Annotated in this window: 21 protein-coding genes; 5 read left to right on the forward strand and 16 right to left on the reverse strand. The window is 69.8% G+C overall.

Features of this window, described 5'->3' with window-relative positions; genetic code table 11:
• Position 1: 1 nt before the first annotated feature.
• From urtD to urtA, 4 genes are read right to left on the reverse strand one after another with little or no spacing between them, the layout of a single operon-like run.
• Entirely contained in the window at positions 2–841 is an 840-nt protein-coding gene (gene urtD / locus K2W61_RS13450; RefSeq protein WP_175133569.1) for an urea ABC transporter ATP-binding protein UrtD, read from the reverse strand.
• Positions 838–1,965, reverse strand: a complete 1,128-nt coding sequence (urtC, locus tag K2W61_RS13455; RefSeq protein WP_175133570.1) for an urea ABC transporter permease subunit UrtC — start codon at positions 1,963–1,965, stop codon at positions 838–840. Before urtC ends, urtD begins: the two co-directional genes overlap by 4 nt.
• Positions 1,962–3,587 carry an urea ABC transporter permease subunit UrtB gene (gene urtB / locus K2W61_RS13460; RefSeq protein ID WP_175141696.1) on the reverse strand — a complete coding sequence of 542 codons (1,626 nt, stop codon included), beginning with the start codon at positions 3,585–3,587 and terminating at the stop codon, positions 1,962–1,964. The genes urtC and urtB overlap by 4 nt, the downstream gene beginning before the upstream one ends.
• A gap of 21 nt (positions 3,588–3,608) precedes the next feature.
• Positions 3,609–4,862, reverse strand: a complete 1,254-nt coding sequence (gene urtA / locus K2W61_RS13465) for an urea ABC transporter substrate-binding protein (RefSeq protein WP_175133572.1) — start codon at positions 4,860–4,862, stop codon at positions 3,609–3,611.
• A gap of 403 nt (positions 4,863–5,265) precedes the next feature.
• Here urtA and atzF point away from each other — a divergent pair, with 403 nt between their 5' ends.
• The 3 genes from atzF to K2W61_RS13480 are packed head-to-tail and all read left to right on the forward strand — an operon-like array spanning position 5,266 to position 11,479.
• On the forward strand, positions 5,266–7,095 hold the full coding sequence (gene atzF, locus K2W61_RS13470; protein WP_236755822.1) for an allophanate hydrolase: 1,830 nt from the start codon (positions 5,266–5,268) through the stop codon (positions 7,093–7,095).
• A gap of 26 nt (positions 7,096–7,121) precedes the next feature.
• The gene (gene uca, locus K2W61_RS13475) at positions 7,122–10,757 is read left to right on the forward strand and encodes an urea carboxylase (protein ID WP_175133574.1); all 3,636 of its coding nucleotides are present in this window, start codon (positions 7,122–7,124) and stop codon (positions 10,755–10,757) included.
• Between the two features lie 2 nt (positions 10,758–10,759).
• Positions 10,760–11,479 carry a GntR family transcriptional regulator gene (locus K2W61_RS13480; protein ID WP_175133575.1) on the forward strand — a complete coding sequence of 240 codons (720 nt, stop codon included), beginning with the start codon at positions 10,760–10,762 and terminating at the stop codon, positions 11,477–11,479.
• A 126-nt stretch (positions 11,480–11,605) separates the two neighbouring features.
• Here K2W61_RS13480 and K2W61_RS13485 read toward each other — a convergent pair whose 3' ends face one another.
• From K2W61_RS13485 to K2W61_RS13505, 5 genes are all read right to left on the reverse strand, one after another.
• Entirely contained in the window at positions 11,606–12,421 is an 816-nt protein-coding gene (locus K2W61_RS13485) for an anti-sigma factor family protein (RefSeq protein WP_236755823.1), read from the reverse strand.
• 1 nt (position 12,422) lies between these two features.
• Positions 12,423–12,935: an RNA polymerase sigma factor gene (locus K2W61_RS13490; RefSeq protein ID WP_175141693.1), complete on the reverse strand. Its 513-nt coding sequence runs from the start codon at positions 12,933–12,935 to the stop codon at positions 12,423–12,425.
• Between the two features lie 30 nt (positions 12,936–12,965).
• Positions 12,966–13,334 (reverse strand): COG4315 family predicted lipoprotein, encoded by a 369-nt coding sequence (locus tag K2W61_RS13495; protein ID WP_175133578.1) that lies wholly within the window; start codon positions 13,332–13,334, stop codon positions 12,966–12,968.
• Between the two features lie 160 nt (positions 13,335–13,494).
• Positions 13,495–13,959, reverse strand: a complete 465-nt coding sequence (locus K2W61_RS13500; RefSeq protein ID WP_175133579.1) for a GNAT family N-acetyltransferase — start codon at positions 13,957–13,959, stop codon at positions 13,495–13,497.
• 9 nt (positions 13,960–13,968) lie between these two features.
• Complete coding sequence (locus tag K2W61_RS13505) at positions 13,969–14,898, reverse strand: LysR family transcriptional regulator (protein WP_175133580.1); 930 nt, start codon at positions 14,896–14,898, stop codon at positions 13,969–13,971.
• A gap of 61 nt (positions 14,899–14,959) precedes the next feature.
• Here K2W61_RS13505 and K2W61_RS13510 point away from each other — a divergent pair, with 61 nt between their 5' ends.
• Complete coding sequence (locus tag K2W61_RS13510; protein ID WP_175141692.1) at positions 14,960–16,093, forward strand: 4-oxalomesaconate tautomerase; 1,134 nt, start codon at positions 14,960–14,962, stop codon at positions 16,091–16,093.
• 138 nt (positions 16,094–16,231) lie between these two features.
• A complete protein-coding gene (locus K2W61_RS13515) occupies positions 16,232–17,200 on the forward strand; it encodes a Bug family tripartite tricarboxylate transporter substrate binding protein (protein WP_175133582.1) in 969 nt (322 codons plus the stop codon).
• Here the strand turns inward: K2W61_RS13515 and K2W61_RS13520 are convergent.
• The 7 genes from K2W61_RS13520 to K2W61_RS13550 all read right to left on the reverse strand — a co-directional run bounded on the left by K2W61_RS13520 (position 17,157) and on the right by K2W61_RS13550 (position 24,773).
• Positions 17,157–18,557, reverse strand: coding sequence for a DUF1501 domain-containing protein (locus K2W61_RS13520; RefSeq protein WP_236755824.1), 1,401 nt, complete (start codon positions 18,555–18,557; stop codon positions 17,157–17,159). The two genes, K2W61_RS13515 and K2W61_RS13520, sit on opposite strands and share 44 nt — an antisense overlap.
• Complete coding sequence (locus K2W61_RS13525; RefSeq protein ID WP_175133584.1) at positions 18,554–20,116, reverse strand: DUF1800 domain-containing protein; 1,563 nt, start codon at positions 20,114–20,116, stop codon at positions 18,554–18,556. The genes K2W61_RS13520 and K2W61_RS13525 overlap by 4 nt, the downstream gene beginning before the upstream one ends.
• 153 nt (positions 20,117–20,269) lie before the next feature.
• A complete protein-coding gene (locus K2W61_RS13530; RefSeq protein ID WP_175133585.1) occupies positions 20,270–20,974 on the reverse strand; it encodes an SDR family oxidoreductase in 705 nt (234 codons plus the stop codon).
• Between the two features lie 91 nt (positions 20,975–21,065).
• Positions 21,066–21,518, reverse strand: coding sequence for an azurin (azu, locus tag K2W61_RS13535; RefSeq protein WP_175133586.1), 453 nt, complete (start codon positions 21,516–21,518; stop codon positions 21,066–21,068).
• A 191-nt stretch (positions 21,519–21,709) separates the two neighbouring features.
• On the reverse strand, positions 21,710–23,035 hold the full coding sequence (locus K2W61_RS13540) for a PQQ-dependent sugar dehydrogenase (protein WP_236755825.1): 1,326 nt from the start codon (positions 23,033–23,035) through the stop codon (positions 21,710–21,712).
• A gap of 72 nt (positions 23,036–23,107) precedes the next feature.
• Positions 23,108–24,442, reverse strand: coding sequence for a ferredoxin reductase family protein (locus tag K2W61_RS13545; protein ID WP_175133588.1), 1,335 nt, complete (start codon positions 24,440–24,442; stop codon positions 23,108–23,110).
• A 10-nt stretch (positions 24,443–24,452) separates the two neighbouring features.
• The gene (locus K2W61_RS13550; RefSeq protein ID WP_175133589.1) at positions 24,453–24,773 is read right to left on the reverse strand and encodes a PepSY domain-containing protein; all 321 of its coding nucleotides are present in this window, start codon (positions 24,771–24,773) and stop codon (positions 24,453–24,455) included.
• Between the last annotated feature and the right edge of the window lie 21 nt (positions 24,774–24,794).

The raw sequence follows: 24,794 nt of genomic DNA on the forward strand, positions 1-24,794 counted from the left end.
GTCAGCGCCCCAGGTAGACTTCGATCACGCGCGGGTCGGCCTGCACCTTGGCCATCGGCCCCTCGGCCAGCACCGAGCCTTCGTGCAGCACCGTCACCTTGCCGTCGCCGGCGATCTGGTTGACGAAATCCATGTCGTGCTCGACCACCATCAGTGAATGGCGGCCGCGCAGTTCATTGAGCAGTTCGCCGGTGCGTTCGGTTTCGGCATCGGTCATGCCGGCCACCGGCTCGTCCAGCAGCAGCAACTGCGGTTCCTGCATCAGCAGCATGCCGATCTCCAGCCATTGCTTCTGGCCGTGCGACAGCAGGCCGGCGGGGCGGAAGGCCTCGGGCCGCAGCCGGATCAGGTCGAGCGTCTCGCCGATGCGGTCGGCCTGCGCGCCGGTCAGGCGCGCGAACAGCGTGGGCCGCACGCGCTTGTCGGTCTTCATGGCCAGCTCCAGGTTCTCGAACACGGTGTGCTGCTCGAACACGGTGGGGCGCTGGAACTTGCGGCCGATGCCGGCGTGCGCGATCTGCGCCTCGTTCAGCGTGGTCAGGTCGATGCTCTGGCCGAAGTAGGCGCTGCCGGCGCTGGGGCGGGTCTTGCCGGTGATGACGTCCATCATGGTGGTCTTGCCGGCGCCGTTGGGGCCAATGATGCAGCGCAGTTCGCCGACGCCGATGTCCAGCGTCAGGTCATTGAGCGCCTTGAAACCGTCGAAGCTCACGGTGATGCCTTCCAGGTACAGGATGGCGCCGTGGCTGGTGTCCAGTCCCTTGGGGCTGACGCGGCCGTAGCCGGCGTCGCCGCTGGGGCCGCCGTCGAGCATGGCGGTTTCGGAATGGGTGCTGGTCATGCGCGTCGCTCCTGATAGCGGGCGGCCAGGCGCCGGGCCAGGCCGACGATGCCGGTGGGCAGGAAGAGGGTCACCAGCACGAAGATCAGGCCCAGCGCGTACAGCCAGAACTCGGGCAGCACGCTGGTGAACCAGGTCTTCAGGCCGTTCACGGCGCCGGCGCCGATGATGGGGCCGATCAGCGTGCCGCGCCCTCCGGTGGCCACCCAGATCACCATCTCGATGGAGTTCTCGGTGGACATCTCGCTGGGGTTGATGATGCCGACCTGCGGCACGTACAGCGCGCCGGCGATGCCGCACAGCACGGCCGACAGCGTCCACACGAATAGCTTGAAGCCGAGCGGGTCGTAGCCGATGAAGCGCAGCCGGCTCTCGGCATCGCGCACCGCCGTCAGCACCCGGCCCAGCTTGGACTGGGTGACGGCGCGCGCCAGCACCAGCGCGCCGGCCAGCGCCGCCAGCGTGATCCAGTAGAGCGCGGCGCGGGTGCCGGGCGCGGTGATATCGAAACCCAGGATGCGCTTGAAATCGGTGAAGCCATTGTTGCCGCCAAAGCCCGTGTCGTTGCGGAAGAACAGCAGCATGGCGGCAAAGGTCAGCGCCTGGGTGATGATGGAGAAATACACGCCCTTGATGCGCGAGCGGAAGGCGAAGTAGCCGAACACGAAGGCCAGCACGCCCGGCACCAGCACCACCAGCAGCATGGCGTACCAGAAGTGGTCGGTGAACGACCAGTACCAGGGGTAGTCCTTCCAGTCCAGAAACACCATGAAGTCCGGCAGGTTGCTCTGGTAGACGCCGTCGCGGCCGATGGCGCGCATCAGATACATGCCGTGGGCGTAGCCGCCCAGCGCGAAGAACAGGCCGTGGCCCAGCGACAGGATGCCGGCGTAGCCCCACACCAGGTCCAGCGCCAGCGCCGCCATGGCGTAGCACATGAACTTGCCCAGCAGCGCCACGGCGTAGGCCGAGACGTGCAGCGGATGACCGGCGGGAAACACCAGGTTCAGCAGCGGCACCAGCGCCAGCAGCAGCACGCCCGCGCCCAGCGCGGCCCAGGCGCGGCCGTTGAACAAGGGCCGGCGCGCCAGCAGGTTGAGATCGGTCAGCGCGGTCTGTTTCATTCGACGCTCCGACCACGCGGGGCGAACAGGCCTTGCGGCCGCTTTTGCACGAAAAGCACGATGAGCACCAGGATGGTGATCTTGGCCATGACCGCTCCGGCGTAAGGCTCCAGGAATTTGTTGACACCGCCCAGGCCGAGCGCGGCGATGACGGTGCCGGCCAGTTGGCCGACGCCGCCCAGCACCACCACCATGAAGGAATCGACGATGTAGCCGCGGCCCAGGTCCGGGCCCACATTGCCCAGCTGCGACAGCGCCACGCCCGCCAGCCCGGCGATGCCCGAGCCCAGGCCGAAGGCCAGCATGTCGACGCGTCCGGTGGGTACGCCGACGCAATCGGCCATGCGCCGGTTCTGGGTGATGGCGCGCACGAACAGGCCCAGCCGCGTGTGGTTCAGCAGCGCCCACACCAGGAACACCACGAACAGCGCGAAGCCGATGATGACCAGCCGGTTGTAGGTCAGCACCAGGCCGCCCAGCACGGTGACGCCGCCAGACATCCAGCTGGGGTTGCCCACCTCGACGTTCTGCGCGCCGAACAGCGTGCGCACGCCCTGCATCAGCATCAGGCTGATGCCCCAGGTGGCCAGCAGCGTCTCCAGCGGCCGGCCGTAGAGCCAGCGGATGACGGTGCGTTCCAGCGCCATGCCGACCAGCGCGGTCACCAGGAAGGCCAGTGGCAGCGCCGCCGCCACGTACCAGTCGAGCCAGCCCGGCAGCCAGGCGCGGAAGAAGGTCTGCACCAGGTAGGTGACATAGGCGCCGATCATCAGCAGCTCGCCGTGCGCCATGTTGATGACGCCCATCAGGCCGAAGGTGATGGCCAGGCCCAGCGCCGCCAGCAGCAGCACGCTGCCCAGGCTGAGACCGTAGAACAGGTTGCCGGCCCACTCGATGGTGGCCAGATGGCGGTCGATGCGTTTGACCGCGTTGGCCGCCGCCTCGCGCACCGCGGCGTCCGGTTCGGCGTAGACGCCGTCGCGCTGTTGCGTCAGCGCCAGCAGCGTGGGCCGGAAGGTGGCGTTGTCGGTGCGTCCCAGCAGTTCGACCGCATGGCGCCGCACGGCCGGGTCGGTGCTCTTGAGTTCGAGGTTGGCCTGCGCGATTTCCAGCGCGGCGCGCACCGCGGTGTCTTTTTCGGCGGCCAGCGCTTTTTCCAGCAGCGGCAGGCGCGCCGGATCGCCGGTCTGTTGCAGGCGGCGGGCCGCGTCCAGGCGCTCGCGCGCATCCTCGGAAAACAGCCTCGATCCGGCCAGCGCGGCCCCGATCGCGCGCCGCAGCCGGTTGTTGATGCCGATGGTGTCGGCCTGCGGCGGCAGCGCCATGGTCGCGCCGCTGACCGGATCGGTGCCCTGGCCGTTGCCGTCACCGATCAGCACGCGGCCGTCCGGCAGCGCATACAGTTGATCGTTGCCGAGGGCTTGCAGCACCGCTTGCGCGCCGGGCTGGCGGCCCAGGGCGGCGATGGCCTGCAGCTTGGCGTCGGTGTCGTCGCCGGCCAGGGGCGCAAGCAGCGCCGGGTCCACGCCGGGCGCGGCCGCGTGGGCGGCCAGCGCCGGCGCGGCCAGCAGCCATGCAAGCAGGAGGTGACGCAGGAATTTCGCGATGACCGCATTGAGCATGGCTGCGCTTCCGGTTCAGGTTTAAAGGCCTTGCTTGCTTTCGTTGCCCGGGATGTACGGGCTCCACGGTTGCGCGCGGATCGGGCCCTTGCTCTTCCAGACCACGTTGAACTGGCCGTCCGCCTTGATCTCGCCGATATAGACCGGCTTGTGCAGGTGGTGGTTGGTCTTGTCCATCTCGATGGTGAAGCCGCTCGGCGAATTGAACTTCTGGCCGCCCATGGCCGCGATCACCTTGTCCACATCGGTGGTCTTGGCCTGCTCGACCGCCTGCTTCCACATGTGGATGCCGATATAGGTGGCTTCCATCGGGTCATTGGTGACCACGGTGCTGGCGTTGGGCAGGTTCTTGGCCTTGGCGTAGGCCTGCCACTTCTTGATGAATTCCGCGTTGACCGGATTCTTGATCGACTCGAAGTAGTTCCAGGCGGCCAGGTGGCCCACCAGCGGCTTGGTGTCGACGCCGCGCAGTTCTTCCTCGCCCACCGAGAAAGCCACCACCGGCACGTCGGTGGCTTTCAGGCCGGCGTTGCCCAGCTCCTTGTAGAACGGCACGTTGGAGTCGCCGTTGATGGTGGAGATGACGGCGGTCTTGCCGCCGGCCGCGAACTTCTTGATATTGGCGACGATGGTCTGGTAGTCGGAATGGCCGAAAGGCGTGTAGACCTCGTCGATGTCGCTGTCCTTGACGCCCTTGGAATGCAGGAAGGCGCGCAGGATCTTGTTGGTGGTGCGCGGGTATACATAGTCGGTGCCCAGCAGCACGAAGCGCTTGGCGCCGCCGCCGTCTTCGCTCATCAGGTATTCCACCGCCGGGATGGCCTGCTGGTTGGGCGCGGCGCCGGTGTAGAAGACGTTCTTCTCCAGTTCCTCGCCTTCGTACTGCACCGGGTAGAACAGCAGCCCGTTCAATTCCTTGAACACCGGCAGCACCGACTTGCGCGATACCGAGGTCCAGCAGCCGAACACCACCGCCACCTTGTCCTGCGACAGCAGCTGGCGCGACTTTTCGGCGAACAGCGGCCAGTTCGAGGCCGGATCGACCACCACGGCTTCGAGCTTCTTGCCCATCACGCCGCCGTTGGCATTGATCTCGTCGATGGTCATCAGGGCGACGTCCTTGAGCGACGTTTCCGAGATGGCCATGGTGCCCGACAGCGAATGCAGGATGCCGACCTTGATGGTGTCTTCGGCGGCGAACAGCTGCGGCGTCCAGCCCGACATGGCCAATAGGCTCGCGGCGGTCAATTGCTTGAGGACTAGTCTGCGTTTCATGGTGACTCCTGGATGGGAAGAGGCCGGCGGCGCCGGCGATAACGGTCTCAATGCCTGAACTACATCCAACTACCTCTGCGCGCGGCCCTGCCGGAGCAGGGGCGTGACCAGGACTTCAAAGCAAGAGCCGTGCCAACTGCGTGGCGAGGACGGAGGCGCCGCAGGGAGCCGTGGCGTCAAGAGGGGCGGGACGGCGGCGGGCGGCGTGGCATGGCGTGGTTCAATCTGGTGCCGCGCGCACAAGATCGGTGCGCGGGTTGCCCGTTGGGAGTGCGCGCGCGGCGGCGGTGCGGGCGGCGCCGCCGCCGCGGCGTGGGTGCGCAAGGGGAAGGCGGGCGGCGCGGCGCACATGGCACGCGTATTGCTTGGGTATCCGGACTTGTATACAAGAAAGGATTCCAGCATGAATGCCGTAGCAACGCCGCAGGCCCCTCTCGGTTGGACCATCGCGCAATGGCTGTCCGCCTATCAGGATGGCGCCACGCCCGAAGCGCTGTTGATGCCCCTGGCCGCCGCGCCGGACGATCCGGCCGACAATGCCTGGATCACGCGCGCCAGCGCCGCGGTGCTGGCGCGCCAGCTCGACGATCTGCGCTTGTTGCTGGCCGCGGCCGGCGGCGACCGCTCGCGTCTGCCGCTCTACGGCGTGCCGTTCGCCATCAAGGACAACATCGACGCGGCGGGCTGGCCCACCACGGCGGCCTGCCCGGCATTCGCCTACACCCCGGACGAGGACGCCACCGTGGTGCGGCGCCTGCGCGCGGCCGGCGCCATCCTGATCGGCAAGACCAATCTCGACCAGTTCGCCACGGGCCTGGTCGGCACCCGTTCGCCGCACGGCGCGGTGGCCAACAGTTTCCAGCCCGAGTACATCAGCGGCGGCTCCAGTTCCGGTTCGGCCTCGGTGGTGGCGCGCGGGCTGGCGGCGTTTTCGCTGGGCACCGACACGGCGGGCTCGGGCCGGGTGCCGGCGGGTTTCAACAATATCGTCGGCCTCAAGCCGACCAAGGGGTGGCTCAGCACCGCCGGCGTGGTGCCGGCCTGCCGCACGCAGGACTGCGTATCGATCTTCGCGCTGACGGTGGACGATGCCGAGCGCGTCGCGGGCATCGCCGGCGGCTATGACGCACGCGATGCCTATTCGCGCGCGCAGCCGGCCGGCGCCGCCGCGCCCTGGCCCGCGACGCCGCGCTTGGCCGTGCCGGACCGGCTGGAGTTCTTCGGCGATACGCAGGCCGCCGCGGCATTCGAGGCGGCGGTGCAGGCGCTCAAGGCCAGTGGCGCCCAGGTCGACAGCATCGACTTCGCGCCCTTTGCCGAACTGGCGGCCCTGCTGTACCAGGGGCCCTGGGTGGCCGAGCGCTTCGCCGCCGTCGAGCCGCTGTGGCGCCGCGATCCCGATGCCATCCACCCGGTGGTGCGCGGCATCGTGGAAGGCGCGGCGCATTACGATGCGCTGGATGCCTTCAAGGCGGAGTACCGCCGCGCCGAGCTGACGCACCGCATCCATCAGTCGCTGCAGGGCTTTGACGCGCTGGTGGTGCCGACCGCGCCGTCGATCTACACCATCGCGCAGTTGCAGGCCGACCCGGTGCGGCTCAATTCGCAATTGGGCATCTATACCAACTTCGCCAACCTCGCCGATCTGTCGGCGCTGGCGCTGCCGGCCGGCATGCGCGAGGACGGCCTGCCGGCCGGCATCACCGTGATCGGCATGGCCTGGCAGGACCGCGCGCTGGCGTGCTTTGGCCGCCAATGGCAGGCGCAGCGCGGGCTGCCATTGGGCGCCACGGGCCTGCCGCTGCCGCCCCAGGGACCGCCGCCGGCCGATCCGGGCTTGCTGCGCGTGGCGGTCGTGGGTGCGCACCTGAGCGGCATGCCTTTGAATCACCAGCTGACCTCGCGCCGCGCGGTGCTGGTCGAAAAAACCCACACCGCCGCCGACTACCGGCTCTATGCGTTGGCCAATACCACCCCGCCCAAACCCGGCCTGGTGAAGTCCGACAGCGGCGCGCCGATCGAGGTGGAACTGTGGGACATCCCGCTGGCGGCGTTCGGCGCCTTCGTGGCCGAGATCCCGGCGCCGCTGGGCATCGGCACGTTGACGCTGCACGACGGCCGCCAGGTCAAGGGCTTTATCTGCGAGCCGCGCGGCCTGGCCGGCGCGCGCGACATCACCGCCTTCGGCGGCTGGCGCGCCTATCTCGCCAGCCTGAACGCCACCCCCCGCTAATTCCAATCGCCCCTGGGAGCCGAACCGTGTTCGATACCGTCCTGATCGCCAACCGTGGCGAAATCGCCGTCCGCGCCATCCGTACCCTCAAACGCCTGGGCATCCGCAGTGTTGCCGTGTATTCCGATCCCGACCGCAACGCGGCCCATGTGCGCGAGGCCGACGTGGCCGTGGCGCTGGGCGGCGAGAAGGCCGCCGACAGCTATCTGCGCATGGACCTGTTGCTGGCGGCCGCGCGCGAGCACGGCGCCCAGGCCATCTACCCTGGCTATGGCTTCCTGTCGGAAAGCGCCGAGTTCGCCGAGGCCTGCGAGGCCGCCGGCATCGCCTTCGTCGGCCCGACGCCGCTGCAGATCCGCGAGTTCGGCTTGAAGCACCGGTCGCGCGAGCTGGCGGCGGCGGCCGGCGTGCCCATGACGCCGGGCACCGGCCTGCTGGCCAGCCTGGGCGAGGCGCTGACGCAGGCCGAGCGCATCGGCTATCCGGTGATGCTCAAGAGCACCGCCGGTGGCGGCGGCATCGGCCTGTCGCGCTGCGACAACGAGGCCGAGCTGACGGTGGCGTTCGACAGCGTGCAGCGCATGGGCGAGCATTTCTTCCGCGACGGCGGCGCCTTCATCGAACGCTACGTGGACAATGCCCGCCATGTCGAGGTGCAGATCTTCGGTGACGGCATGGGCCGCGTGCTGGCGCTGGGCGAGCGCGACTGCTCGGTGCAGCGGCGCAACCAGAAGGTGATCGAGGAAACCCCCGCGCCGCACCTGCCGGCCGCGACCCGCGCGGCGCTGCTGGACGCCGCGGTCAAGCTGGGCGAGTCGGTGGCCTACCGCTCGGCCGGCACGGTCGAATTCATCTACGATCCGGCGCGCGACAGTTTCTATTTCCTGGAGGTCAATACCCGCCTGCAGGTGGAACACCCGGTGACCGAGGCCGTGACCGGCCTGGACCTGGTCGAATGCATGCTGCGCGTGGCGGCGGGCGAGCCGCTGGACCTGGCCGCGATGTCGCGCGCGCCGCGGGGCGCGTCGATCGAGGTGCGGCTGTATGCCGAGGACCCGCTGCGCCAGTTTCAGCCCTCGCCCGGCGTGCTGACCGAGGTGTATTTTCCCGACGGCGTGCGCCTGGACGGCTGGGTCTCGACCGGCACCGAGGTGCCGGCGTTCTACGACCCGATGCTGGCCAAGCTGATCGTGCACGCCGACACGCGCGAGGCGGCGCTCGACAAGCTGGCCGATGCGCTGGCGCATACGCGCCTGCACGGCATCGCCACCAACCTGGATTACCTGCGCCAGATTGTGGCCGACGCGCGTTTCCGCGCCGGCCAGCTGTCGACCCGCTTCCTGGAGAGTTTCGTCTATCGCCCCGCGGCGATCGAGGTGCTGGAGGCCGGCACCTACACCAGCGTGCAGGATTACCCGGGCCGCACCGGTTATTGGGATATCGGCGTGCCGCCGTCGGGGCCGATGGACGATTATGCGTTCCGCCTGGCCAATCGCATCGTCGGCAACGCGCCCGATGCGGCGGGCATCGAGGCCACGTTGGTCGGGCCGACGTTGCGTTTCCATGGCGATGCCATCATCGCGCTGACGGGCGCCGAATGCGCCGCCACGCTGGACGGCGCGCCGGTGCCGATGTGGCAGCCGGTCACGGTGCGTTCGGGCCAGGTGCTGGCCACCGGCCGCGCGCTGTCCGGCTGCCGCACCTACCTGGCGGTGCGCAATGGACTGGACGTGCCGGTCTACCTGGGCAGCCGCTCGACCTTCGCGCTGGGCCAGTTCGGCGGCCATGCCGGCCGCACGCTGCGGGTTGGCGACATGCTGGCGCTGGTTCGTCCAGCGCTGGCCGCCGCGAACGCTGCGGCGCCCGTGAGCGCGCCGCAGGCGGCGCCGGCCGAGCTGATCCCGGCCTATGGCAACACCTGGGAAATCGGCGTGTTGTACGGCCCGCACGGCGCGCCGGACTTCTTCCGTCCCGAAGCCATCGAGGCCTTCTTCGCCGCCGACTGGGAGGTGCACTACAACTCCAACCGCCTGGGCGTGCGCCTGACCGGCCCCAAGCCGACCTGGGCGCGCGAGAACGGCGGCGAGGCCGGCCTGCATCCGTCCAATATCCATGACTGCGAATACGCCATCGGCAGCATCAACTTCACCGGCGACAGCCCGGTGATCCTGACGCGCGACGGCCCCAGCCTGGGCGGCTTCGTCTGCCCGGTGACGATCGCGCGCGCCGAGCTGTGGAAGGTGGGGCAGGTCAAGCCGGGCGACCGCATCCGCTTCGTGCGCATCGACTACGCCGACGCGGTGGCGCGCGAGGCGGCGCAGGATCGCAGCGTGGCGCTGCTCCAGGCAGTGGCGCCACAGGCCACCACGCCGTCGGCGGCGCCGGCCACGGCCTCGGAGACCATCGTCGCCGCCTTGCCGGCGGCTGGCTCGCGTCCGTCGGTGTCCTACCGCCAGGCGGGCGACGGCTATCTGTTGCTGGAATACGGCGACAACGTGCTCGACCTGGCGTTGCGCATGCGCATCCATCTGTTGATGGAGGCGCTGGCGGCGCAGCCGATCGACGGGGTATGCGAGCTGTCGCCGGGGGTGCGTTCGCTGCAGATCCGCTACGACAGCCGCGTGATCCTGCAGCAGGCGCTGATCGCGCGGCTGCTGGAAATCGAGGCGGGGCTGGCCGACGTGGCCACGCTGAAGGTGCCAACCCGCGTGGTCTACCTGCCGATGGCGTTCGAGGATTCGGCCACGCTGGGCGCGGTGCAGCGCTATCAGGAAACCGTGCGCGCCAGCGCGCCGTGGCTGCCGAACAATGTGGACTTCATCCAGCGCATCAACGGCCTGGCCAGCCGCGAGGACGTGCGCCGCATCGTGTTCGACGCCAGCTATCTCATCATGGGCCTGGGCGACGTCTACCTGGGTGCGCCGTGCGCGGTGCCGATCGACCCGCGCCACCGGCTGCTGACGTCCAAATACAACCCGGCGCGCACCTTCACGGCCGAAGGCACGGTGGGCATCGGCGGCGTCTACATGTGCATCTACGGCATGGACTCGCCCGGCGGCTACCAGTTGGTGGGCCGCACGCTGCCGATCTGGAACAAGTTCCTGAAGAACCCGGTGTTCCAGGATGGCAAGCCGTGGCTGCTGCGCTTTTTCGACCAGGTGCGCTTCTATCCGGTGAGCGAGGCCGAACTCGATACGCTGCGCGAGGACTTCCGCGAAGGCCGCGCCACGGTTCGCATCGAGGAAGAAGTGTTCGACTTCGCCGCCCACCAGCGCTTCCTGGCCGAACAGGCCGACAGCATCGGTGCGTTCCAGGCGCGCCAGAAAACGGCGTTCGACGCCGAGGTGGCGCTGTGGAAGCACGAGGATGTGGCGGCGGCGCCGGTCGAGGCTGCGCCGGAAGTGGAGACCGCGCTGCGCGAGGGCGAACGCCTGGTCAGCGCCGACATGTGCGGCAACATCTGGAAGATCCCGGTGCAGGTGGGCCAGAGCGTGGCGGCCGGCGACACGCTGGTGGTGGTCGAGGCCATGAAGATGGAGCTGTCGGTGATCGCGCCGGTGTCGGGCACGGTGACGGCGATCCGCTGCGTGCCGGGCAAGCCGGTGAACGCGGGCGACGCGCTGATCGTGCTGGCCGAGGATGCCACCTGCCCGGTGACCTGATCATGCGCGATTCGGTACGCATCGGGCCGGCGCTGCGGCAGGCGCCGGCGCTCGCGGGGTCGCTGGCGGACCAGGTCTACCAGCGGATCAAGGACGAGCTGTTCGACTTCCGGCTGCTGCCCGGCGACCGCTTCACCGAGGCGGAGCTGGCGCTGCGGCTGGGGGTGAGCCGCACGCCGGTGCGGCTGGGACTGGCGCGGCTGGAGCGCGAGGGCTTCGTGCTGCCCAGTCCGCGCAGCGGCTGGCAGGTGCGGCCGTTCGATTTCGAGCGCTTCGAGGCGCTGTATGACGTGCGCGTGGTGCTGGAGCTGGCGGCGGTGGAGCGGCTGTGCGCGCGTGAGCAGATGGATGAACGCGGGCTGCTGGGGGCGCTGGCGCAGGTGTGGCTGGTGCCGCCGGCGCAGCGCATTCTGGATGGGCGGATGGTGGCGCAGCTGGATGAGGCGTTTCACTGCTCACTGGTGGCGGCGGCGGGCAATGCGGAGATGGCGCTGATCCACCGCGAGGTGACGGAGAAGATCCGGATCGTGCGGCGCCTGGATTTCACCAAGGATTTCCGGGTGGATGCGACGTATGAGGAGCATGGGGCCATCTTGCGTGCGGTGCTTGCCCGGCGAGGGGAGGCGGCCGGGAGGATGTTGCGCGGGCATATCGAGATGAGCAAGGCCGAGGTGAGGAAGATCACGCTGCATATGTTGCATGTGGCGCGGGAGGGTTCTTGAGGCGCGGCGGGCTGCGGCGGATGGCAGGCAGGCGGTTTGCTTGGCGTTCTGCTCAGCGTCGGGGCGGTGGTCGCTGCGCGCGGTGGCGGCGATAAGGGCGCGCCCGCGTTCTCTCTCGCGCCCGGGTCAGCCCTGCAGTTGTTTGTAGACGTCTTCGGAGACGCGTTGCAGTTCTTCGCGGCTGACGGCGCCGGAGAGGGCGTAGCCGAATTGGCCTTCGACCCAGTAGAAGACGCGCACGGGGCCTTCCTGGGTGAACTGGAAGGCGGTCTGGCCGCCGGCGGCTTCGCGGGTGACGTAGAGGGTCAGGCGTTGGCCGTCGGGGGCGCCGTACATGAAGAGGGCGACGGGACCGCTGCCGCCCGGCAGCAGGCGGCCGCCGACGAGGTCGTAGCCGGCCTGGGTCAGCGAGGGGGCGCGCACGGGGGCGCCGAGGCGCTTGGTGAGCCAGGTGACCAGGGCCTTTTCGTTGTCGCCGCTGACTTCGACGGGGCGGCCCATGTCGGGGGCGTAGACGGCGTGGGCGATGGCGGCGCGCTGGGCGTAGCCGCCGGCGGCGCGGTCGGGGGCGGCGGTGGCCAACACGGTTTGCAGATGGCGGGCGTCCAGGGCGCCGCGCGCCAGCCAGGCGCTGCTGGCGCTGATAGCGGCGATGGCGATGCCGGCGGCAACGGCGCGCCAGGGCAGGCGGCGGGCGGGCGGCGACAGCGGCAGGCGCAGGGGCAGGGGTTCGTCCAGCACCGGGTCCAGCAGCGCGTGCAGCGCGCGGCGCTGGGCCTGCCAGGCGTGCACGCGGGCCAGGTCCTGCGGATGGGCGGCGAGGAAGGCATCGACCTCGGCGTGGCGGCCGGGCGGCAACTGGCCGTCGGCGTAGGCATGCAGGTCGGCTTCGGTGATCGGGTTGCCGGCGGTGGGGACGGCGTGGAGGCGTTTGTCGTTCATGTCATTTCACGCGATGGAGCCGGCTGGCGGGTTGCTGGCCTTGCATCAGGGCGCCCAGCCGTTCGCGGGCGCGCGACAGGCGCGACATGACCGTGCCCATCGGCACGCCCAGCACCTGCGCGGTTTCCTGGTACGACAGGTCTTCCACGCATACCAGCAGCAGCACTTCGCGCTGCTCGGCCGGCAGGCCTTGCAGGCAGCGGTCCAGGTCGCGCACCTCCAGGTGGTCGGTCTGCGTGGCGCGCACCGGCACGTCGGGCAGGTCGCCCGCGCCGGCCTGTTCGGCCTGCCGGTGGTTGGCGCGCACGCCGTCGATGAAATGGTTATGCATGATGCCGAACATCCACGCCCGCAATTCGCCGCGCCGCTGCCAGCGCGAGTAGCGGCTCCAGGCGCGTTCGAGCGTGTCCTGCACCAGGTCGTCGGCCCGGTGCGGGTCGCCCGTCAGCCCGCGGGCGTACCGCCGCAGGCTGGGGATGCAGGCCAGGATTGCGGCTTCGTCGTCGGCGCGCATGGTCGGGCGTGGATGGGCGGCGAACCCGGTTCAGGGCTTGATCACGTGCCAGACGTCCTTGACGTTGTCGCCGGTCTTGTCGCCCGGTTTGGCGTCCTTGGCGAACAGGTAGATCGGCTTGCCCTTGTAGGCCCACTGCTTGGAGCCGTCGTCGCGGGTGATGATGCTCAGGTCGCCCGAGGCCTTGGCGTCGGCGGCGGCCATGACCGGTGGCCAGATCTTGGCGCACTGGTCGTTGCAGGCGCTCTTGCCGCCGGCATCCTTGTCGAAGGTGTAGAGGGTCATGCCGGCGCTGTTGACCAGGATGCCGTTCTGGGTCTTGACGGCCTGGGCGTGGGCGCCGGCCGAGAACAGGGCGGCGCAGGAGAGGGCCAGGGTGGCGGCGATTTGAGTACGCATGTCGTGCCTCGCAGGTAGGAAGGTGGGGAACTGCCGACTACAGACGCCGGGCGAAACGGGAATATTCCGCCGCGGGAAAAAAAAGTGGAGGGCCGGCAACCGCATATCCGGCCGCGCGCCACCCGTGAACGCCCGTGCCCGACGGCGCTGGCGAATCGGGTCAGGCGTGGCCGGCGGCGGGCGGGGCCGGGTCGTAGCGCATTTCTATTTCCTGGGCGGTCTCCTGGACGGGGGTGAAACCCAGCGACTGGTAGAGCCGGCGGGCGGGGTTGCCCTTGAGCACCGACAGGGTCACCGGCGCGCCTTCCTGGTCGGCCTGCCGCAGCAGTCCCGCCAGCAGGCGCCGGCCCAGCCCCTGGCCCTGGAAGGCGGGGTCGATCTGGATCTGCACCACGCGCCAGCCATCCGGATCGCGGTGGGTCTTGAACAGGCCGGCCGGACGCCCGTGCAGCCAGACGATCCGGGCGTCATCGAAGTGATGGCGGATACGGGTCAGGTGATGGGCATCGTCGCGCGGCGCGCCCACGCGCGCCAGGTGCTCGGTCATGGTCGCCTTGCGCAGCGCCAGCAGGAACGGCAGGTCATCTTCGGTGGCGGCTTGCAACGCCAGGGAATGGAGAGTCATGGTGCGGCCTCAGGGTTGCTTGGGGGAAGAACCACGCTTGGCGCTCTTGCCGGTCTGGTGGATAAGGTTATAGAGCTGTTGCGCCGCCGGCGCCAGGGGGCGGCCGCGGCGCGAGATCAAGCCCAGGCTGCGGGTGACGCGCGGATGTTCGAGCTTGACGCCCGCCAGGGTGGCGTGGCCGGCCGGCGGCATCGCCAGCTGCGGCACCGCCGCCACGCCCAGGCCGGCCTCCACCAGCCCCAGCAGGGTCATGACGTGGCTGACCTCGAAGGCGCTGACGGTGCGCTTGCCGCTCTTGGCCAGCGCATCGTCGATCAGCAGGCGGTTGCCGCTTTCCTTGGCCACGGTCATGAAACGTTCCTGCGACAGCTCTTCCCACGATACGCTGCGGCGCGCGGCTAGCGGATGATCGCGGCGCACCGCCAGCACGAAGTCCTCGCGCAGCACCGCCTTGAAGTCCACGTCCGGCTCCTGGGTGCCGAAAAAGCTGATGCCGAAATCGGCGCGGCCCGTCACTACGCTGTTGAGCACGGTGTGGGCGGTTTCGTCGATGATGCGCACGCGGATGCGCGGAAAACGTTCGGCGTAGTCGCGGATGATGGCCGGCAGGAAGTAATAGGCCACCGATGGCACGCAGGCCACGGTCACCAGCCCGCCGCGCTGCGCCGCCAGGTCGCCGATGCTGAGCACCGCGCGCTCCAGTTCGTCGATGGCGCCGCGGGCCCGCTCCAGGAAGATGCGGCCGACGTGCGTCAGCGCCACGCGGCGGGTGGTGCGTTCCAGCAGGCGTGCGCCCAGCAGGTCTTCCAGTTTGTCGATGCGCCGGCTCAGCGCCGGCTGCGACAGGCTCAGGTCTTCGGCCGCGGCGCGGAAACTGGCGCGTTCGGCCACGGCCACGAAGGCCTGTAATTCCTGTAAATCGAAATTGATGCGTGCCATGCATTAATCCATCCGTAAGTTGCAATTCAAATAATAGCCGCGTCGTCGCAGAATGCACCGCATGGAAACGATCATCCCTTGCGTACTGATGCGCGGCGGCACTTCCCGCGGCCCCTTTTTTCTGGGCGACTGGCTGCCCGCGGACCCCGCCGAGCGCGACCGGCTGCTGCTGCAGGCGATGGGCTCGCCGCATGCGTTGCAGGTCGACGGCCTGGGCGGCGGCAACTCGCTGACCAGCAAGGTCGCGATCGTGTCGCGCTCGACCCGGCCCGGCTGCGACATCGACTATCTGTTCGCCCAGGTGTCGGTGGACCGCGCCAGCGTCGACACCCGTCCCAACTGCGGCAACATGCTGTCGGGCGCCGCGCCCTTCGCCATCGACGAGGGCCTGATCCCGGCCGCCGACGGCGAGACGTCGGTGCGGGTGCACAACGTCAATACCGGCGCCGTCATCGAGGCGGTGGTGCAGACGCCCGGCGGCCGGCTGACCTACGAAGGCGATGCGCGCATCGATGGCGTGCCGGGCGCCGCCGCGCCGGTGCGGCTGAACTTCCTGGACGCCTGGGGCGCGCTCACCGGACGCCTGTTCCCGACCGGCCTGCGCCAGGAGACCGTGGATGGCGTGGCCGCCACGCTGATCGACGCGGCCATGCCGATGGTGCTGCTGCGCGCCGCCGACTTCGGCCTGCGCGGCGACGAATCGCCGGCCGAGCTGGACGCCAACCCGGCGTTGCTGGCGCGCCTGGAGCGTATCCGCCGCGAGGCCGGCGCCCGCATGGGGTTGGGGGACGTATCGAACAGCGTGATTCCCAAGCCGGTACTGCTGGCGCCCGGGAGCGACCCGGCGGTTCTGTCGGTGCGTTCGCGTTACTTCACGCCGCACGCCTGCCACCGCGCGCACGCCGCCACGGGCGCGGTGGGCGTGGCCGCCGCTTTCCTGATGGCGGGCACCGTGGCGCACGATTGCGGCGGGCCAGCCCCGCGCCCGGGCTATCGTGGCGTGCGCATCGAGCATCCGTCGGGCGGCATGGACATCGACGTCAGGCTGGACCCGGACAGCGGCGAGGTGCGGGCCGCCGGCCTGGTGCGCACCGCGCGCAAGATCATGAAGGGCCTGTTATACGTGCCGGGACGCTACGTGCCGGCGCGGGAGGAACCGGCCATGCGGCCGGCGCACGCCGCGATGGCGGCCTAGACCGGCGTCACCGATTCCACACCCGGAAGCCGTTCACGGCCTGCCGAACCGAAACAAGAAGGCAGCGGGCCGACCCGCTTCCGAACCGAGACACAGCGGTCCACAGAGACCGTCCCCATAACCGTCAGGAGACATGACATGGCTTTCCCCTCTCGCGGCGCGCTGTGCGCCGCCGCGCTTTGCCTGGCCCTGGGCGGCCAGGCCGCGCATGCCGAATTCCCCGAACGTCCCATCACCATGGTGGTGCCCACCGCCGCCGGTGGCGGCAACGACACCCTGGCCCGGGTCATCGGACAGAAGATGGGCGAACTGCTGGGCCAGACCGTCATCGTGGTCAACAAACCCGGCGCGCAGGGGGCCATCGCGTCCGACTACGTGGCGCGCCAGCCGGCCGACGGCTATACGCTGATACTGGGCTACATCGGCACGCACGGCATCAACCCCGCGCTGCAGAAGCTCAACTACGACCCGGTGCGTGATTTCACCGCCATCGGCATGGTGGCCGATTCACCCACGCTCATGGTGGTGTCCAGCAGCATCGGTGTGCAGGACGTGCCCGGCCTGCTCAAGTACGGCCAGGCCCATCCCGACGGGCTGAGCTACGCCACCGCCGGCCCGGGCACCGCGCCGGCGGTGGCGGGCGAACTGTTCAACCGCGCCACTGGCGCCGCCATGCTCGAAATTCCCTACAAGGGATCGGCGCCCGCCATGACGGATACGCTGGCCGGCGTCACCCAGGTCATGTTTCCCAGCCTGTTCAGCGCCTATCCGCACTTGAAGTCAGGCAAGATCCGCGCGCTCGGGGTGGCCGGCGCGCGGCGCGCCAAGGTGCTGCCGGACATGCCGACGCTGGCGGAACTGGGCGTGCAGGGCGTGGACGTGGCGCAGTGGTATGCCGTGTTCGCGCCCGCCAACGCCGATCCTAAGGTCGTCGCCAAGCTCAATGGCGCGCTCAATGGCGCGCTCAATGATCCGGCCGTGGCCGCCAAGATCGACGACCAGGGCGCCGAGGTACGCACCAGCACGCCGGCCGAGCTGGCGGCGTTCGTGCGCGAAGAAGCGGTCAAGTGGAAGCGGCTGGCGTCGACGATCCACGCGGCGCTGTAAACAGCGCCAGCGGCGCGGCGTCGAAGTGGCGCAGGTTCGGAAACACCAGGCGCAGGTCGTCGGCGCTGGCGCCGAACCAGCCGCCCAGCGCCGCGCCTAGTTGTTCCACCGCCAGCGTCGGCAGCAGCCGGCCGTTGTCGACGAAACCGGGGCCATCGGGCGCGATCGCCGGATGCGTGCCGTAGCAGCGGCCGCCGTTGACGGCGCCGCCCAGGACGAAATGGTGCGCGCCCCAGCCGTGATCCGAGCCGTTGCCGTTCGAGCCCAGCGTGCGGCCGAATTCCGATGCGGTGAAGGTGGTGACCTGGCGCGCCACGCCCAGGCCCGCCAGCGCCTCCTGGAACGTGGCCAGCGCCTGGCCCAGTTCCTGCAACAGGGCGGGGTGGGTGTCGTTCAGGCCGGTGTGATTGTCATAGCCATTCTGCGACACGAAGAACACCTGGCGGCGGGCGCCCAGCGCCTGGCGCGCGGCGATGATGCGCGCCACGATCCTGAGCTGCTGCGCCAGCGGCGAGGCGAAGTCGCCGGGCACCGCCACGCCCGCCAAGGCTGCCCGCAGCTGTGTGTCGGCGTCGATCGACTGGGCGGCGATGCGCGACAGTTCGCGTTCCATCAAGTGCTCGCGCGGTTGCGTGATCAGTTGCCGCAGCAGCGCGGTGCAGGCGCTGGAACCATACAGGTCGCGCGTCAGCAGCTCGATGCGGGTCGAGCCGTTCACGCCGACCCGGTAGCCGGCGACATGGCGGCCCGCCAGCAGCACGGTGTTGCCGCTGGCGGTGATGCCGGTGAAGCTGCGCCGCGTGTTGATGCCGGCGTACAGGTCCGTCAGGCGCCCGGCCCAGCCGGACGACGCGCCTTCCGGCGCCAGCGCCTGCCAGTATGACTGCTGGTCGTTGTGCGAGAACAGCTTCGGCGGCAGCGGCACCCGCGCGCCGAGGTAGTCCGCCTTGCTGGTGGGGACCACCAGCGGGCCGACGTTCAGCACCGCCGCCATGTCTGCGCGCGCGAACAGCGGCGCCAGCGGCGCCAGGGACGGGGCCAGCGCGAACGACATGCCGTCGGTGGCGGGCGTCGGGTCGCGCAGCGCCGTGGCCCGCAGCGCCTCGCGCGGCAACGCGATGTCGGTTCGCGCCGCGGCGTAGGCGCGATAGGCGGCCGGATCGAAAGGCACCAGGGTGTTGAACGGGTCATTGCCGCCGTACAGGAAGACGCACACCAGCGCCTTGTAGTCCCCCGGCGGCGCGGACTGCGCCGCCGCCGCGCCCAGCGCCGCCAGGTTCAGCGCCAGCGGCGCCGCCGCGCGGCTCGCGCCCAGGGCGCAGGCGCGCAGCAGGAATTCGCGGCGGTCGGCGTTCATTTCTGCACCAGGTATTCGGGGCTGGCCGCCACCAGCATGATGGCGGCGCGCACGCGGTCGCGGGGCCGCGCGCGCGGCAGGGTGTCGACCGCCTGCGCAATGGCGCGCGCGGTCGTCGCGCTGAAAGCGTCGCCGGCCAGTAGCAGCGACACCCGCGCCACCAGCGCCTCGGCGTCGCCGGCCACGGCGATCTCGGCGTCATAGCGCGTCTGCAGATCCTCCCAGCCGCGATCGACGTAGATGGCCAGGAAGTTCAGATAGCCGGCGACGCTGGTTTCGTCGGTGATCTGCAATTCCGGCGCCACCAGCCCGCGCCGCGCCAGTTCGGTGACCGGCGGGGTGTAGCGCGGCCGGAAGAAATTGAACACGCTGGCCGAGCGCATCGGGCTCTGCGCCAGCCGGATCGTGTTGTCGGTGGTGTCGGGCATGGCCCAGGCGCCGTTGGTGGAAGTCGCGCCGAAGGCCCGCGCCCAGCCGGAAAAGCGCAGGATGGGCTCGCGCACCTTGCCCCAGCCGGGCGCCGAAAGGTCGGGATGGCGCGCCTCGTCATCGAGCAGTATGGCGCGCACCACGGCCTTGAGGTTGCCGCGGGCGCCATGGCCGTCGTTGTCGAACACGGCCGCCACCCGGTCGACGTACGCGGGGCTGGGGTTGCTGGTGACCAGCCGCTGGATCAGCTGCGTGCCGAGGAACGGGCCGACATTGGGGTGGGCGCTGATCACCGTCATCGCCCGTTCAAGCGACAGGTAGCCGTCGGTGCCGGGCGGAATCACCGCGCCCAGGAAGCGCTTTTCGGCCAGCGAATGCAGTGCCGGGTTCAGAGCCATCGGACGGCGGTGGAATTGCACGTCGGTCTCCGGTCCGTCCAGGTCCCAGCCGGTGAATACCTTGGCCAGGCCCTGCACGTCGGCGTTGCCATAGGTCTCGACCGGCGCGCCATGCGCCAGCCGGGGGCTGCCGTCGCGATTCAATTCAATCAGGCCGATGCTGAACAGCTGCATCACCTCGCGCGCATAGTTCTCGTCGGGATGGCGGCCGGTGCGGGGGTCTTCCTTGCGGTTGCCGCGATAGGTCAGCATGCAGCCCATCGACAGGTTGCGCGTGACGGCGGTGAGCAGGTCCTGGTAGCGGCCGAAAGCGTGCTCGGCCAGCAAGTCCATGAAGCCGGCCGCGCCGAACAGCGGCCAGTTGGCGGTGATCGACGCCACGCCCACCACGAAGATCTCCGACAGCGCGAACGCCACGCGCGTGCGCACTTGGTCCTCGGCGCTGATGAACTTGCGCCACAGCGTGGATTCGAGCGGCGCATTGATGCCGTTGCCCTTGTAGGCCTCGGTGTCCTTGCCCTGCTGCAAGAGCCAGTCGAAATGGCTTTGTGACGGCGGCAGCGCCAGTTGCGCGTCGAGCCAGGCGGCATAGCCGTCGCGCACCACGGCGTCGATCTGCGCCGGGGTCGGGCCGAAGGTGGCCTGGGCCAGGAAGCGCGAGGCCTGGCCGGGCGTGGGAGGCGGGCGAGGGGAGGAAGCGGCCGGCGCCGCTTCGGACGGCAACGCGGACATGCAGGCAGCCCCGGGGGTCGAATGCGAGCCCCTACGGTACCGAAGCGCCGGGGGGCGCTTCAAGACCGTCATTCGGATGAGAGACTAAGCCATTCGCATGAGCGCGCGCCGGGGAGAAAGGCCGGCCCGCGGTGGCGGGCCGGGCGGCGCGGACTACACCGAACGGGTGATGCCGCCGTCGATGCGGATGTTCTGTCCGGTGATGTACGACGAGGCGTCGGATGCCAGGAAAGCGATCAGGTCGGCCACTTCCGCGGCGGTGCCGTAGCGGCCCATCGGGATGCGCGCGCGCCGGTCTTCCTTTTCCGGCAGGCTGTCGATGAAGCCGGGCAACACGTTGTTCATGCGCACATTGTGCTGGGCGTATTCGTCCGCGAACACCTTGGTGAACGCAGCCAGGCCGGCGCGGAACACGCCGGACGTGGGGAACAGCGCTTCCGGCTCGAAGGTCGCGTAGGTCGAGATGTTGACGATGGCGCCGGACTTCTGCTGCTTCATGACCGGCGCCACCAGGCGCGCGATGCGCACCACATTGAGCAGGTAGAACTCCATGCCCAGGTGCCAGTCGTCGTCGCTGATTTCCAGCAGCGGGCCCTTGGGGCCGTGGCCGGCGCTGTTGACCACCGCGTCGACGCGGCCCCATTGCTGCAGGGTCGTGTCCACCAGCCGCGACAGGTCTTCGGGCGAGCGGTTCGATCCGGTCACGCCCAGGCCGCCCAGCTCGGCGGCCAGCGCCTCGCCCTTGCCGGACGAGGACAGGATCGCCACGCGGAAGCCATCGGCCGCCAGTTTGCGTGCCGCCGCCGCGCCCATGCCGCTGCCGCCGGCGGTGATGATGGCCACTTTATCCGTGCTCATGCGTCGTTCCCCAAGAGTATTGGCAAAAAAGCCATTGTAGGGGTGGGCACGGCGGCCCCGCGAGGATCCCGCGAGGCCGTCAGGGCAAGGCTCAGTCGACCAGCTTGAGCACGCCCTTCATCAGCGCGAAGTGGCCGGGGAACGAGCAGAAAAAGGCGTAGTCCTGGCCGGCGGCCAGCTTGCTGACGTCGAAGGTGACGGAATCGCTTTCGCCGCCGCCGATCACCTTGGTGTGGGCGATGACGCGGGCGTCGTCCTTCTTGACATAGTTGTTGTCCAGGCCGGCGGCCATGCCGTCGTTGACGGCGCCCTGCATGTCGGCCTGCTTGGTCAGCACCCAGTTGTGGCCCATGACGTTCCTGGCCAGCTTGCCGGGGTGCGTGAGATTCACGGTGAACTGCTTGCAGCTCTTGCTGACCGTGATTTCCTTCTTGTCGAACTGCATCTGGTCGTTGCCGGCGATATCGACCGAACATTCGGCCGCCAGCACCGGGGCCGAGGCCAGGGCCAGGATGGTCGCGGCGCAGAGATTCTTCAACAGCATGTTCATGCCTCCAGGGATCGGGGGAAGGGGAACCGCATGCTCCGCCGGACGGAGCCTCGCGGCCGTTGCGGTATTCTCGCCCCAGTCTACTCCCGGCGGCGCACGCGCGCCCGCAAGCGGCTTGACGCAACGCAAGCGGGCGCCAGTGAATTGCGCGGCGCGGCCCTGGGCGTGCCGTTGCCGGCGTGGTTTCAGCGCGCCGGGGCCGCGGCGGTGACGCGCCAGATCGCGTTGCCGACATCATCGGCCACCAGCAGCGCGCCTTGCCGGTCCAGCGCCACGCCCACCGGCCGGCCACGCGCCTGGCCGGCCTCATCGAGGAACCCCGTCAGCACGTCGCGCGCCTGGCCGTCGGCGCGCGCGCCGGTGAAGGGCACGAAGATGACCTTGTAGCCGCTGCGCGGATCGCGGTTCCAGGAGCCGTGCTGACCGACGAACATGCCGTGCAGGAACGGCGCCGGCAGATTGGCGCCGCCGGACCAGGCCAGCCCCAGCGAGGCGGTGTGCGGCCCGAGCGCGTAATCGGGCACGAGCGCCCGCGCCACCAGGTCCGGGCGCGGCGGCTTGACCCGGGTGTCGACATGCTGGCCGAAGTAGCTGTAGGGCCAGCCATAGAAGCCGCCGTCGCGCACCGAGGTCATGTAGTCGGGCACCAGATCGCTGCCCAGTTCGTCGCGTTCGTTCACCGCGGTCCAGAGCGTCCGGCCGTCCGGCCCCCAGGCCATGCCCACCGGATTGCGCAGGCCGGTGGCGTAGAGGCGCTTGGCGCCGCTGGCGATGTCGATTTCCCAGATGGCGGCGCGGCCTTCCTCCTCGGCCATGCCGTTTTCGCCCACGTTGCTGTTCGAACCGACCGTCGCATACAGCTTGGCGCCATCCGGGCTGGCAATGAGGTTCTTGGTCCAGTGATGGTTGCGGCCCGCCGGCAAGTCGGTCACCTTGACCCCCGGCGCGCTGATGCGGGTCTGGCCGGTCTGGTAGGGAAAGCGCAGCACCGCGTCGGCGTTGGCGATATACAGCTGGTCGCCGACCAGGGCCATGCCGAACGGCGAATTCAGGCCTTCCAGGAATACCGTGCGCGTCTGCGCCGCGCCGTCGGGCCCCAGGCCGCGCAGCAGGGTGATGCGGTTGGCGCTGGGTGTGCGCGCGCCGGCACGCTTCATGACGATGCCGGCGACCCAGTCCTTGAGCCCGCCGGAGGCTTCGGGCGGCTTGGGCGGGGCGTTGGTCTCGGCCACCAGCACATCGCCGTTCGGCAGCACATGGAGCCAGCGGGGATGATCCAGGCCTCGGGCATAGGCGCTCACCGCCAGGCCGCTGGCCGGGGTGGGCAGGCCGGACTCGGGCCAGCCCACCGCCCTGGCCGTGTTGACCGTGGGGATCAGGGTGGCGTTGGGGGCGGGTAGCTCGGGGCGCGGCCCCATGCCGGCCTCGACCGGCAGGCGCGCGACTTCGCCGCAGGCGGCCACCAGGCCGGTGGCCGCGGCCAGCGCCACCAGCAGATATCGAATGCGCATGAGGCGGCTCCAGTCGCGTGGGGTAGGCAAGCCTTCATCATACGATGAGGCGGCGCGCCGTTGCGCCGCCGGCTAGCGCATGTCGAAGGCTTCCTGGTGCCAATGGACCCGGCCACGGCCCAGGCGCCGCAAACCCTTTCGCAACGCCGCCGCCAGGCCTGCCGGGCCGCAGTACCAGACGTCGGCGACCCGGCCGGCGGCCACTTCGCCCTGCGCCAGGGCGGTGGCATCCAGCCGCTGGCCCTGCGCCGCGCTGTGCACGTGCAGCGTGACGTTGTCGAGCCGTTCGCAGCGTTGCCGCAGCTCCTCGACGAAGGGGTCGGCGCCGGCGTCGCGCACGCAGTAGTGCAGCCATACGGGCGGGTGGCCGCCGGGCGCGTCGCGGGCCGCTTCCAGCCAGGCCAGGAACGGCGTGATGCCGATGCCGCCCGCGACCCACACCTGCGGACCCGCGGCGGGATCGGCGGGACGTTCGAAGCGGCCGTAGGGGCCTTCGACCGTGACCGGCGCGCCCGCGCGCAGCGTGGCGGCCAGGCGCCGGGTGTAGTCGCCCAGCGCCTTGATCTGGAACGTGACGTCGTGGCGGCCGGGGTGCGGTGCGCTGGCGATGGTGAACGGATGCGCGCCTTCGCGCCGGTCGAAAGTGACAAAGGCGAACTGCCCGGCGGCGTGGCCCGGCCAGCGGGGGCCGAGTTCGCAGGTGACTTCGAGGATGTCGCCGGGCCGCTGCACCAACCGCGTCACCCGGCCCGCAATGCGCCGGCCGCGGCCGATGCGGCCAGCCAGCGCCAGCAGCGCGGCCCCGGCGCCGCCCGCCATCAGCGGCAGCAGCAGTGCGCCGGTCGGTCCGGTCCAGTAATAGGCCGGCGCCAGCGCCAGGGTGTGAAACACCAGCACCAGGTAGGCCAGCGGCATGGCGCGATGGACAATGCGCCAGGCGTGGTACGGAAAACGGCGCCACAGGGTGATCGCCAGCATCGCCAGCAAGGCATAGAGCGTCCATTCGCCCAGGTCCTTGGCCAGCCCGCGCGAATCCGCCAGCATGGTCAGCACCGCGTCGCGCGCGGGCCGGCCCTCGGTGCCGACCAGCGCCTTCAGCGGCGTGCTGGCCAGCTTGATCAGCCAGTGCGCCGCGCCGGCGCCGATGGCCAGGATGCCGGCCCATTTGTGCAGCCGGTAGATCTTGTCCATGCCGCCCAGCGGCCCTTCCAGCCAGGCCGGGCGCAGCGCCAGCAGCATGATCAGGGACATCAGGCCGATCGACCAGACGCCCGTCAGGTACAGCGCCTGCTGGCGCAGCACCCAGGGCCAGGCGGCGGAGGCCGCTGGCTGCAGCACGATGGCGTCGACAGCCCAGGCGCCGGTCAGCGCCAGCAGGAAGAGACCCAAGGCGGAACGGGTTTTCATGGCGTCGGCCTCAATCCTTGATGCGGCTGCGCAACACCGCGCCAGTCTGCGCGTCCACGCGCAGCTTCACGCGCTGGCCTTGTGCGTTCTCGGCCTTGACGTCATAGGCGCGCTGATGTTCGAGTTCGATCTCGGTGATGTTGCGATAGCCCGCGGCGGTCAGCGTGTCATAGACCTGGCGCACCGTTAGGATCGGCGCGGCGGGCGCGGACTGGGCGGGCGCGGCGGCGGCCGGCGCAGGTTGCGGCGCGGTCTGCGCCAGCGCGGCGGCGCCGGCAACGGTGGCGGCGCCAAGGGTCAGGACGGACAGGGTCTTGCGGATGCGGTTCATGCTGCTTTCTCCTTAGGGTTG

It is taken from the genome of Achromobacter pulmonis (genome assembly GCF_021733725.1).
GTDB lineage: Bacteria > Pseudomonadota > Gammaproteobacteria > Burkholderiales > Burkholderiaceae_B > Achromobacter > Achromobacter pulmonis.